The organism is Paraburkholderia strydomiana, assembly GCF_031456815.1.
Taxonomy (GTDB): Bacteria; Pseudomonadota; Gammaproteobacteria; order Burkholderiales; family Burkholderiaceae; genus Paraburkholderia; species Paraburkholderia caledonica.
The window spans coordinates 128,183-140,119 of record NZ_JAVDVL010000008.1; the positions used below are offsets into that span (position 1 = coordinate 128,183).

The following is an 11,937-nucleotide window of genomic DNA, read 5'->3' on the forward strand; positions in this document are numbered from 1 at the left end:
TGCCTTATTGCTGTTTCACTTGCGCCTGCACGTCGACACTGGGCCACCCGCCGCCGAGTGCCTTATAAAGCAGTACTGTGTCGGACAGAATCAATTCATGATTAGCCAGCAAAGATTGCTGCGCTTCGAGTAGCGTCCGCTCGGTTTCGAACACTTCCAGTTGCGACACGAGACCAAGCCTCAGCTGAGACTGAATCTGATCAGCCACGATTTGCAGACGATCCACCTCTTGCTGCAATTCAACCCGCTGCGCCTTATGCGCATTCAGATTGACCAGTGCGTTCTCTACTTCTTCGAATGCGCCCATCACCGTTGCACGATATTGCTGCTCAGCAACGGTCGATTGCGCCTGCGTTACCTTCACATGGGCGCGCACCGAGGGGTCGAGCAGTGGAATGTTGATACTGGGCATGAATCCGTATGTGAACGACTTAAGCAAATCAGTAAGAGCAAAACTCGCCGTGCCGCCGTGGCCAGTCAGGCTGATCGTCGGCAACTGCGCGAGCTTTGCCTCGCCGACGAGGTCGTACGCCTCCAGAACTCTGAACTCAGCGGCCACCACGTCCGGGCGCCGCGCCAGAAGTTGCGCAGGCAGGCCGTCGGGTACCGCAGGCAACTGCACGCGCTGCTGCAAATGGCCCTTAGGCAAACGAAACTCGCCTGCAGGTACGCCGATCAGCGTACACAACGCGTTGTTCGCGAGATCGCGCGAGCGTCCCAGTTCGAGCAGTTGATTCGTCAGGCGATTGATTTCCGCCTGTTGACGCAGTACCTGCGTCTGCGGGATAAGACCGCTGCGGCGCTGTCCTTCGTAGATCGTCAGGATTTGGCGGTTGGTGACGAGTGTTTTTTGCTGCTGGTCTATCTGGTCGTCGAACTGGAGCAGCTGGAAATAGGTGCTGGACACATTCGACACCAGTTCCAGATAGCCGGCGCGCCAGTCGGCTTCGCTCGCATGAAACTCGGCTTTTTGCGCTTGCACGCCTTTCTCGACCTTGCCCCAGATGTCGATGTCCCAGTTAACCTGCGCCGCAACGTTGTACTGCTTCGTGAAAGTCTGCCCGGTGGTCTTCTGAAAGCTTGCGCCGGCGCCGAGGTCCATCGTCGGCAACGCGCCGGCTTTGGCTTCGCCTATTTGTGTGCTGGCCACGTCGATGCGCGCGGCCAGCACCTTGATGTCGAAGTTGCCGCTGATGGCTTTGTCGATCAGCGAATCGAGAGTGGAATCGTGGAAGCCCTTCCACCATTCCGGTTCGATGGTGGCAGCCGCGGATATCGGTGAACCTTTCTGATCCGACCACGACGCTTTGGCAGGCGTATCGGGCCGCTTGTAGTCCGGCATGCTGACGTCGACGCATGCGCACAATGAAAAGGCGCAAACAGTTGCCGCGCACAGCCCGCGCAACGTCGTCGCGGTGTAGTGATTGAACGAGCGCTGACGGACCAGTGAATCAAGCAACGCTGACACGATTTTCTCCGATGACGCCCACTTCACAGCACGACGCAACGCACGCTTCAAGTAAAGCATCTCCGCCGCCGCTTCACCATCGAAGCAGGTGCATGAACATGGGTTCGGGAGATGTGCGGTAACGAGGTGTCGCGTGAAAAGAACGATTAGACGCGCAAACTTTTGAGGATCGATGCCGGCGGGCGCACGGGACGGCAGGCGTCGGCGTCCGCTCGCGTCGCTTACGACATGTAGATGTTGTTGCTCGCCGTCACATGTGGACCGATTTTGGCCGAGACGTCTGTAACGAAGGCTGCGTTGTTGCAGTTGCCGTTCTGAATATTAATCGTCGTGCTGATCAGTTGAGTCGCATCGACCTTCTTGCTGTGGTCCGGCGCAAAGAACGGTGCGAAGTTCACGTACGACGGATACAAAAGGCCGGTGCCGCCGCGCACCGCGCTCATTGCCTTGCTGTCGAGTTGTTCGGTGATGGACAGGTCCTGGATCATCAGCGTGTTCATGGCAGATCTCCTGAAAGGGAAAGTCGCAGTCTTGCGGTTGTGGTTCGAGCAACTTGTCTACTCGAGCATCACTAACGCATAGGCTGTGCCAGTTTTGCTTTCCGATCCTGAGAGATTTGCCGAGGCGCTTGTTGCAAAGGCGTTCAGGGGAATCGCGGCCTTGCGATAGTGCTATCCGCAAAGACGCGGCTGCCTCGACATGATGGATCGCAGCCAACAACCCGCGTGCAATGGTTGGTCCACGCGTGACACCACCCGCTCCGTCACCGCGCGATGACCGTTATTTTCTTCGAGTACACCGGCGGATTGTGCGGAACATGCATGTCGTCGCCCATTAATAGCTGCAACGTATGCTTGCCGGGAGGCAACTGGATCATCGTCTCGGTTTCGCCGGCGCCGAAATGCAGGTGATTGCGGTCCGAGGGTATTTCCTGATCCGGCGGCGGCAGGTCGGTGTCGATCAGAAGATGATGGTGTCCTGTGTTCGGATACTTCACGCCCTTTGGCGCCACGCCCATGTAACGCAATCCGAACCACACGCGAAACGGCTTATTGGCTTGCACCACCTGACCATCGTTCGGATAGCCGATATAGGCATAAGCGCCCGCAGGCGCCGGGGTTCCCGCCACGGCAAAATCCGCCGTGCCCCATGTCGCCGACGCCACCAGCGCCGCGACTGCAATGAGTTTGTACATGAACGTCTCTCCGTTCCGAGCGGTCCGCGATGAACGCGCGGCTCGCGCTAGTCTTTTTGCACGGTGATGGTGATCTTTTTCGAGTACACGGGCGGCGTGTGCGGCACGTGATTGTGATCGCCCAGAATCAGTTGCAATGTGTGTTTGCCTGGTGGCAACTCGATACGCGCGTCGGTTTCACCCGCGCCGAAATGCAGATGATTGCGGTCCGATGGAATCTCCTGGTCGAGCGCCGGCAGGTCCGTGTCGATCAGTAGATGATGATGCCCGGTGTTCGGAAATACGACGCCCTTCGGACACACGCCCATGTTGCGCAACCCCATGCGGACCCACAGCTTGCCGCCATGAATCACGGCGCCGTCGGGCGGCCAGATGATGTACTCCTCAGCACCTGCGGGCGATGCAGTCGACGCGCCGAACGCGGCGAAAGGCAGCGCCGCACCGCCGATCATCACGGCGAGCACGGTGCGCAAAACCGCTCGCCATGCACACAGCCGCGTTGCGGCCGTCAGACTCCGGTTGAGAACAGCGGGGACGTTGGTTATTCGCATAGCGCACTCTCCCGAAGAGCGGTCGTGGCCACCTCGACTGCGCGAGGCAGTGCGGGCAATTCTGCTGCGTTCGCGAGCGCGCACGCGATGCGGCGGCCGCGTAGTTAAAACGACCGTGCCGCGTTACTTTGTGAATCAGCTTAGGACGTAACTTGCCAAAAAGATACGCCACACTCGTTAACCGTATAGCGCACTCGGTAGAAGTGTTGGTTGTGACCCGCCAAGTGCGTGCTATGGTTGTTGATACGTTGCAACGTGGATGGTCCAAAGCGCGTCGTGCGTCCCATACGTGTCCGCGGTACGTGCGGCGGCGACGCATAGCGCCGACCGGTGCTGTACGCGAATGCCTATGTTCTGTCCGGAACAAACAGGATCCGAAGATGTGGCGAATATTCCTGCTGATGTGGATGGCCGGGGCCATTCTGGTGGACTGCGGCAATACATTTGCCGCTGCGCCGCGTGAAAGCACCGGCGCGATGGACCGGGCAATCGCGCCGTTCGCAGCCGGACACGATTCTCTTGGCGCGCCACGCATTGCACTCGTGATAGGCAATGGCGAGTATGGCGACAATTCACACGACGTCGTCAGGCAAAACGCGCCGCGTGACGCACGAGCCGTCGGCAAAGCATTGCGTGCGCTCGGCTTCGACGTGACCGTGCTTTCGAATGCAACGCCAGCTGCAATGCAACGATCGATTCGCGAACTACGCGAGCGTTTGACCGCAGGGGGTATCGGCCTGTTCTATTTCGCCGGTCATGGCATGCGGATCGGGGGGCAGACGTTGCTGATTCCCGCCGGACTGGACATGCGCTCGCCGGCTTCGCTGCTTCGCCAGGCCGTCGATCTGAATGACGTCTTGCAAGCAATGCATTCACGCGACAGCCAACTCAACCTCGTAATCCTCGATACCTGTCTCGACAATCCATTCGCTGCCGCTGTTGCGCCGGATGCGTCCGCACTTCCGCCGAACACGGTCGTTGCCTATGCGACCGCGCCTGGCGGTTTTGCGGCGGACGGCATACGCCATGGCATTTACACACAGGCATTGCTGCGAACACTCGACGAAGCACCAGCACAGCCTCTGATGAGCCTGCTTGCAAACGTTGCGTCCGAGACTCGCCAGATAACACGTGGCAAGCAGAGTCCGTGGATTGTGTCGACGCTGGCGGCATCGGCAGATGTAGGAAACAACGCGGTCGCAGTGCCAGTCGTCAATGTCGCGACCCACGACGATACTGTCGTGACACTGCACAGTCGCGGCATTCTCCCAAAAGACAGCAGTGAACAATACGAAATTACGTTCTGGAATTCGATCAAGGACAGTAACTATCCCGGCGACTACGAAGCGTATTTGAAGGCCTATCCCAATGGGCGCTTCGCCACGCTCGCGCATGCCCGCATCGATCGCTTGCGGGCGGCCGCATCGAACGCACCAGCGACCGCTGCAGCACCCTCCCCCGCGCCGCCCGCCGCGCAACCGGCAACGCCACCTGCTACACCGACACCGCAAGCCGCGCGTCCTTCAACGCCTGCAGCGCCCTCCGCTACCGCGACGCCTGATCGGCAGCGCGCCGTTTCTGCGCCGCCCGCTGGGAGCACTACGGCACCTTCAACGCCGCCTGCCACGTCAACCGCTCAGAAGCCCGCAGTGCATGCGCCGGTCGCAGGCGAAAGCCGCGATTGTGCTGCGTGTCCGATCATGATCGCGCTGCCCGCCGGCTCATTCTTAATGGGCAGCAGCAGCGACGATCCATCGGAGAAACCCGTTCATCACGTGACGATTGGGGCACCGTTCGCGATCGGCAAGTACGAGGTGACCGTCGAGCAGTGGAATGCATGCGTCGCCGCGAACGCATGTGCGAAACTCACTCCCGAAACGAATGCGAACAAGACGGCACCCGCTCGCGACCTCAGTTGGGATGACGCGCAGCAGTATGTAAAGTGGCTCAGCAAAACAACCGGCAAGCCGTACCGTCTGCCCACTGAAGCGGAGTGGGAATACGCCGACCGTGGCGGCACGACAAGCGCTTACTGGTGGGGAGATCAGATGCGCAAGGGCACCGCAAACTGCAAGGACTGCGGCGAACCGTGGCACAAGGAAGGCCCCGAGCCGGCAGGTTCTTTTGCGCCCAATCCATATGGCTTGCACGACATGAATGGCAGCGTCTGGGAATGGACCGCCGACTGCTGGCACAACTCGTACCAGTCCGCACCCGCAGATGGCCGCGCGTGGGAAAGCCCCACTTGCGACATGCGCGTGATTCGCGGCGGCTCGTGGCGAGAAGGCAGCGGCTACATGCTCAGCGCGACTCGCTTTAAATACAGTTCAGGTGTGCGCCAATCGCAAGATGGCTTTCGCGTAGTCAAAGAATTGAAGTGATGCATTGCTACAACCGCTTTCACGGTTGAGCTGAAGGGCATGCGCAGTTTATGGCGCGTGAGGCTTCGTAGTAATCGGCGCGAAGTCAACGACGATCCGCTCCCGGCCATACTTCGCGCCGATCTGGGCGAGGCGCGCGTCGAGTGCCCGAAGATAATCGGTGCGCGATTCCGCTTCGGGACGCGGCTTGTCGAATAGCGGTGCGGGCGTGATCAGAAGCACGACCATCTCCGAGCCGAACGGCTTCGAAATCACCCAGTCGCCCGCGCTGCCGATCGTCGCCGAATAACGCGGCGGCGCCTGATTGTCCTTCGCGCGCGGGCTCGGCACCATATGAACGACGTTACCGTCGAGTTGGTAATAGTCGAGGTTCACGTATGAGTCATAGCCGGGCGTGCTCACGTCGACAACCAGCGGATCGCCCTCACTCAACTGACCGCTCGGGGGACGCACCTGCAAGCCGGCGATGTGACCGGCCTGCCAGTTCTGCGTCCAGTACGGCGCGAGCGCCTTAACGGTGTCGCATTTATCGTCCGCGACGGACTGAACGTCGAGTTTTACGTCATCCACGCCGGGAAGCGCCCGCAGCCCATCTTTCAGACGCGCGGCGCCGTAGCGTTGGGAGACATAGCCGCGCACCGTCAACGTGTGATCCTGCGTCGATGCAGTTAGCGCCGAACACGGCACTTGGGCGAGCATCGGCGTCACGGCGGCGAGTGTCAATGCGGGCTTTGGAGCTGGGGGTGATGCGGGCGGTGCGGCAATTGTCGACGCATTCGTCGGTGCAGTCGTTGGTGCGTTCGTCGAGGCGTTCGTTGGTGCATTGGTTGTTGCGCCCGTTGACGAACCAGTCGACACCACGCCCGCTGTCGCCACCGAAGCGCTCGATTGCGTGGACAACGAGGCGCCCCGATCGACGCGTCCCTGCGACGAGCCCGCGCCCAACTGCGCCTGGCTTTGACGATTCGGCGCCGACTTCCACGCGTACACGCCCACGGCCGCGGCGCAAATCACCGCGAAGCCCGCAAGCCCCGCCTTCGCCAAGGTGCCGGATTTCTCGGCGCGCGCCTCGTTGTCGAACTCCGCGATAAAGCGTGTGACGCTCGGCATGCGCGTCGCGCGGTCAAACGAAAGCGCGGCGCGCAGCGCTCGCCACTGCCTAGTATCTAGATTCGCTGGCCGCTGCAGCTTGAAATCTGCGTTGCGCGCCTGCGTGGCGGACAACCGGTCGAACGGATGATGCCCGGTCAACAGTTCATACGTGATGCAGCCCAGCGCGTAAATGTCGTCACGCGGATCGGGCTCGCGATGCTCGATCATTTCGGGGCTCGCATACGCGGGCGTCAGCGCGCCGAGGCTTCCCGGATCGAAGACCGTTGCATCGCTCTCTTCCTCCGGGCGCTGAAACACGCGGGCAATGCCGAAGTCGATCACTTTGACTTCGGCATTCGTCGTGAGAAAGACGTTGGCCGGTTTGAAATCGCAATGCACGAAACCGCGTTCGTGCGCATACGCCAGCGCGCTGCACATGCCACGCACAATGGGCAACGCTGCGCGTACAGGCATGCCCTGATAGCCCGGCGTGCGCAGCAACTGGCTGAGTGGCTTGCCGGATAAGTACTCCATCGTCAGGTAGACGATAGGCCCATCGCGATCGAAGTCGTACACCGTGATGATGTTGCGATGCGCGAGCACCTGCGCCTTGCGTGCCTCGCGCTGCAATGCAACTAGCGAATTCGGATTGCCGCGAAACTGGACGTTGAGAACCTTGATCGCCAGATAGGGCTTTCTGTCCGACGCCTCCAGCTTGCGCAGATCGAGCGCCTTGTAAACAGTGCCCATTCCACCGACGCCCAGGCACTCTTCGAGTACAAAGCGGTTGTTCAGCGTGTCGCCGGTGCCTTTGATCTGGTCATGGCCTAACCCGCTGGATGCGTTAGGCGCACTCGCGCCGGTGCCTGCAGGCATTGCGCCTGCCGAGCGCACCGATGGAATTTCAACCGTAGTCTGGATGCCGGTTTCGTCGCCGCCGGCGGCCACATTCGACACACGCAACTGCTCGATACGCCGCCGCACTTCGACATAGATGTCTTCGGGCAGCGGCGCTTTACGATGCGCGGCGCCGAGCATGTCCAGCAACTGCGCGGGACCGAGGCCTTCGGTCACCAACGTGCTGTCGAGTTGAGCGACGAACTCGTCACGGGACAGCTCGCCGTTCTGGAAGTCGTGAATCACACGCGCAAGGCTAGCCATTTTGTGCGAGATGCCGCCGCTGCCATAGACCCCGATCGCGTATGACCGAGGCTCCCGTGGCCGATAGGAAAGCTGTCGTAACCAGTTACATGTGCCGCTTCGATACTAGCTCCAGGCCTGCGCTTTCGCAAACCAGGATTGCCCCGCGCGATGCACGAGCGGCCGATGTCGGACGCGCTCCAACAGAATCGCGCGCGTTGTCGGAAGAGTGCCACCGCTCGCTGCGACTGCGCTGGCCGCAGCGGAGATCCGTAAATACGGCAAGTCGGTCTGCAAGCCAAGGCCATAAGGGCGCCGATACTTTTGTTAGGAACCTTTACTAAATTTGGCACACGCCATGCGTTAGTGACGCACAAACAGACAGGTTGCTCGGATCGAACGGCAACAACGCCCACGTGCGATAAGCGGCGAGGCGAAGCGGCTGCTTGTTCATGCCGCTTCGCCTCGCGCCAGCCGCTTTTTTGTTCCGCGTCACTTTGGAGAAATACCATGTCATCCCTCATGATTCGCGACGTTCCCGAGTCCGCGAACTCAGCCGCCTACCCAAGGTAAGCGGGTGTCCCGCGGCGCCAGGCTGCTCGCGGCAGGCGGTCTAATCGGCATTGCCAACGTCAACGTCCCGGCGATAACGATGGACCGTGTGCCTCCCGACCGCCGCCTGCCCATATCCGCCAGGCAGGCACAAAACAGATTTCCTATACTCATAGTGCGACGAGACCTCAGCACACTTGACCCCATCCGCGAGCGCAGACGAGACCATTGAACGGTCGTAGCACGCGGCTTCTTCGGCGAACACACCATGGCCAGACTTCTCATCAACGACCTTACTGACAGCGTGGAACTCGACCGCGAGGCAATGGCCGCCATTGTCGGCGGTGCACGCATCGGCACGCGCCTGACGCGCGCCGCGCCACTCGTGCCGGTTTCCGCGCGGGTCGTCGAGTATCCACCCGGCTTTCCGGCCGCGCATCAGGCCATCGGAAAAGTAGCCGCGACGCGCGATAAACGGCGCGGCTAGATTCGCTTTCGCATCAGCAGTGCGGCGGCATGCGTCATCGACGCGTGCCGCTTTCGTTTTTGTCGCGCGAGGCGCAGCGCGCGGACCTTTCCGCAGCGCTGCCCAACATTGCGAACGTGAAATGTGGGCTACGTCCGCACACTTCGCTTCGGTCTTTCGCTCATCGCAATGCGCTTCTTGCGGCCGTGCCGCGCATATCGTTGCCTGGCGCGGCGTCGCCGACGAGATGACAGCTTCCGCGTTCATCGAACGAAAATTGGCATACACCTTGCAGAAATAGAAGCGAGCACCTTGCCGTGCTCGCCCGCCCACTTCGAGGAGTATCGCCATGAAATCCACCGTCATTATCAAGGACCTGCCCCGCAGCGCCGACGCGCCGTGCGAGGAAGCCACGCTCGACGCCGAGCAGATGAAACTCGTGCGCGGGGGCCGTTCCGTCGTCGTCACAGTCGACGGAGGCGCCTCGGGCCACGTCGACGACTTCGACATCAACACTGCCATCTTCGAAGGGCGCATCAAAGGCACCTATCTGTAGGACGCGTGAGATGTCCGCAATTGGAAACCGCCCCGCCGCGCCCTTGCTGGCGGGGCGCGGCGGCCCAGATACGCGCCGGCTAAATTGCCCTTGCGTTCTGTATCAATCGATATATAATCCCGTTCTATATCGTTCGATACAGAATCCGCCGCACAGGCGGTAAAGGACATGGATCATGGCGCGACCCCGCGGATTCGACGAGCAAGAGGTGCTCGAAGCAGCAAGCGCGACCTTCTGGCTCAAGGGCTACGAGGCCACCTCCACACGCGACCTCGTCAAATCGACGGGTCTCACCCAGCCGAGCCTGTACAACGCATTCGGCGACAAGCGCGGGCTGTATCTGCGCGCGCTCGAGCACTACCTGGACTGCACGCTGCGCGAGCGCATCAGGCGCTTCGAAAGCACGGTGCCGCCGGCTCAAGCCATTACCGGCTTCTTCGACGAGACAATCGAGCGTTCTGTCGCCGATCCGCACAAACGTGGCTGCATGCTGGTTAATTCGGCGCTCGAAATTTCATCGGAGGACGAAGCATTTCGTAAGCTCGTCGCGACCGAGATCGCCGAGATCCGCGAGTTCTTTTATCGCTGCCTTGTCGCCGCGCAGAAGGGCGGCGCAATCGCAGCCACCGTGTCGCCCGCCGACGCGGCCACTCATCTGCTCGCCGCAGTACTAGGCATGCGCGTGCTAGCGCGGGTCGATCCGCAACGGGAAGTGCTGACGAGCGCTGCCGCGACCGCTCTCGCGCTGCTCGGCTTGCCAGCGATACCGGCCAAACACGGCGGCGTCTAAGTCACGCGCCTAACGGGCGCACACCATCGCATTTTTACCCACAGCCGAATCCACGTTTAGCACGTTGGCCGGTAAAGGAATCGTCATGTCTTCAGCGCCCTCATTGACCTCTCCGGGCTCTACATCGCTCGACGCCCGTTCGCTCTACGCGACGCTCGCCGGCTTGTGCGGCAGCCTCGTCGCAATCGGACTCGCGCGCTTTGCGTACACGCCGCTGATTCCGTCACTGATTCAGGCGCACTGGTTCACGTCGTCACAAGCAGTGACACTCGGCGCCGCCAACTTCGCGGGCTATCTGATCGGTGCGTTGATCGGCCGACCGCTTGCGTCGGCGTTATCGAACCGTACCGCATTGCGCCTGCTGATGGCTGTCGTGACCGCAGCCTTCTTCGCGTGCGCATATCCGCTCTCGATCAGCTGGTTCTTCGCGTGGCGTCTGCTTTCGGGCATCTCCGGCGGTGCCATCATGGTGCTGGTCGCGACTTCTATTCTTCCGCACATTCCCGCGCCGCGCCGCGGCTTTGTCAGCGGCATGATCTTTCTCGGACTGGGCCTCGGCATTGCAGCGTCCGGAACGCTGATACCTGAACTGCTGCATTTCGGGCTGAGAACCACATGGCTCGGTCTTGGCGCAGTCGCGCTCGCATTGACCGCGGTGAGTTGGTTCGGCTGGCCGTCGACCAATCCGCCTGCACCGGTCGCAACAGCCGGCAATCGTCACGCCTCACACTCCAGCAATCTCGGGCTGCGTGTGCTGTATGCGCAATATGCAGCGAACGCGCTCGGTCTCGTGCCGGCAATGATCCTGCTTGTCGATTATGTGGCGCGCGGCCTCGGTCGAGGCGCGGCAATTGGGGCGGACTACTGGGTGCTCTATGGGCTTGCCGCGATCGTCGGACCAGTCATTGCAGGCAACGTCGCGCATCGTATCGGTTACGGCAAGGCTTACCGCGTTGCACTGCTGCTGCAGGCGGTAGCCGTTGCAATGCTCGCGCTTTCCGGCAATGCATGGGTCCTCGCGTTGTCGACTGTGATTCTCGGCGTCTTTACGCCCGGTATCGTTCCGCTCGCGCTCGGTCGCATTCACGAACTCGTGCCGCACGATCACACCGAGCAACGGGCGTCGTGGAGCCGTGCGACAACCGCTTTTGCGCTCTTCCAGGCGCTCGGTGGTTATGGCTACTCGTACCTGTTCTCGCACTCGCATAACAACTACGCGCTGATCTTTGCTTGTGGCGCCGTCGCGCTCGCCCTTGCGTTCATCGCGGACATCGTCGCGTCGCGGGTCAGGACCGCGCCTGCAACCGGTATGTGAGCGTAGCCGGCGCGCGTGACCGGCCCCGCGTTTCCATGTTGGGCACGACGCTTGCTCAAGCAGGTTGACGACGCTGCCTGGTCCAACGCACGCCAATCAACCGTGCGTGGCTCATAGATAGGCAGCTCCATCAACCAAGCGGAGGTCATATATGTTGGGAACTATTCTTCTGGTTGTGCTGATTCTTCTCCTCATTGGCGCGTTGCCGACGTGGCCGCATAGCCGTTCATGGGGTTATGCGCCGACGGGTGGTCTCGGCATCGTGCTCATCGTCGTGATCGTGCTGCTTGTCGCCGGCGTCGTTTAGCCGATCGGTGATGCAGCCACATTATCAATAAGTCCACGCAGGCCAGGCCGCCGGATCGCGATGCAGTGAACTGCGCGCAAATCCGGCGGCCTCGCTATATTCGTACTTAGACAAAAGCACGTTC

Annotated in this window: 11 protein-coding genes; 6 read left to right on the forward strand and 5 right to left on the reverse strand. The window is 61.0% G+C overall.

Annotated features, from left to right (window positions below; genetic code table 11):
* Positions 1-4 precede the first annotated feature (4 nt).
* The 4 genes from J2W46_RS21680 to J2W46_RS21695 all read right to left on the reverse strand — a co-directional run bounded on the left by J2W46_RS21680 (position 5) and on the right by J2W46_RS21695 (position 3,214).
* The gene (locus J2W46_RS21680) at positions 5-1,528 is read right to left on the reverse strand and encodes an efflux transporter outer membrane subunit (RefSeq protein WP_310355992.1); all 1,524 of its coding nucleotides are present in this window, start codon (positions 1,526-1,528) and stop codon (positions 5-7) included.
* A 161-nt stretch (positions 1,529-1,689) separates the two neighbouring features.
* On the reverse strand, positions 1,690-1,968 hold the full coding sequence (locus J2W46_RS21685; protein ID WP_310355994.1) for a hypothetical protein: 279 nt from the start codon (positions 1,966-1,968) through the stop codon (positions 1,690-1,692).
* Positions 1,969-2,231: 263 nt separating this feature from the next.
* Complete coding sequence (locus J2W46_RS21690; protein ID WP_020068833.1) at positions 2,232-2,663, reverse strand: DUF4399 domain-containing protein; 432 nt, start codon at positions 2,661-2,663, stop codon at positions 2,232-2,234.
* 47 nt (positions 2,664-2,710) lie between these two features.
* On the reverse strand, positions 2,711-3,214 hold the full coding sequence (locus tag J2W46_RS21695) for a DUF4399 domain-containing protein (protein WP_310355995.1): 504 nt from the start codon (positions 3,212-3,214) through the stop codon (positions 2,711-2,713).
* Between the two features lie 380 nt (positions 3,215-3,594).
* Here J2W46_RS21695 and J2W46_RS21700 point away from each other — a divergent pair, with 380 nt between their 5' ends.
* A complete protein-coding gene (locus tag J2W46_RS21700) occupies positions 3,595-5,595 on the forward strand; it encodes an SUMF1/EgtB/PvdO family nonheme iron enzyme (RefSeq protein ID WP_310355997.1) in 2,001 nt (666 codons plus the stop codon).
* Between the two features lie 48 nt (positions 5,596-5,643).
* On the opposite strand, the gene J2W46_RS21705 is transcribed toward J2W46_RS21700, so the two are convergent.
* On the reverse strand, positions 5,644-7,848 hold the full coding sequence (locus tag J2W46_RS21705; protein WP_310355999.1) for a serine/threonine protein kinase: 2,205 nt from the start codon (positions 7,846-7,848) through the stop codon (positions 5,644-5,646).
* 799 nt (positions 7,849-8,647) lie between these two features.
* Here J2W46_RS21705 and J2W46_RS21710 point away from each other — a divergent pair.
* The 5 genes from J2W46_RS21710 to J2W46_RS21730 all read left to right on the forward strand — a co-directional run bounded on the left by J2W46_RS21710 (position 8,648) and on the right by J2W46_RS21730 (position 11,813).
* Positions 8,648-8,866 (forward strand): hypothetical protein, encoded by a 219-nt coding sequence (locus J2W46_RS21710; protein ID WP_087753047.1) that lies wholly within the window; start codon positions 8,648-8,650, stop codon positions 8,864-8,866.
* A 328-nt stretch (positions 8,867-9,194) separates the two neighbouring features.
* Positions 9,195-9,401 carry a hypothetical protein gene (locus tag J2W46_RS21715; protein WP_310356001.1) on the forward strand — a complete coding sequence of 69 codons (207 nt, stop codon included), beginning with the start codon at positions 9,195-9,197 and terminating at the stop codon, positions 9,399-9,401.
* Between the two features lie 175 nt (positions 9,402-9,576).
* The gene (locus tag J2W46_RS21720; protein ID WP_310356004.1) at positions 9,577-10,191 is read left to right on the forward strand and encodes a TetR/AcrR family transcriptional regulator; all 615 of its coding nucleotides are present in this window, start codon (positions 9,577-9,579) and stop codon (positions 10,189-10,191) included.
* Positions 10,192-10,276: 85 nt separating this feature from the next.
* On the forward strand, positions 10,277-11,506 hold the full coding sequence (locus tag J2W46_RS21725) for a YbfB/YjiJ family MFS transporter (RefSeq protein ID WP_310356007.1): 1,230 nt from the start codon (positions 10,277-10,279) through the stop codon (positions 11,504-11,506).
* A gap of 151 nt (positions 11,507-11,657) precedes the next feature.
* Entirely contained in the window at positions 11,658-11,813 is a 156-nt protein-coding gene (locus tag J2W46_RS21730; RefSeq protein WP_020068823.1) for a DUF3309 family protein, read from the forward strand.
* Positions 11,814-11,937: the final 124 nt, after the last annotated feature.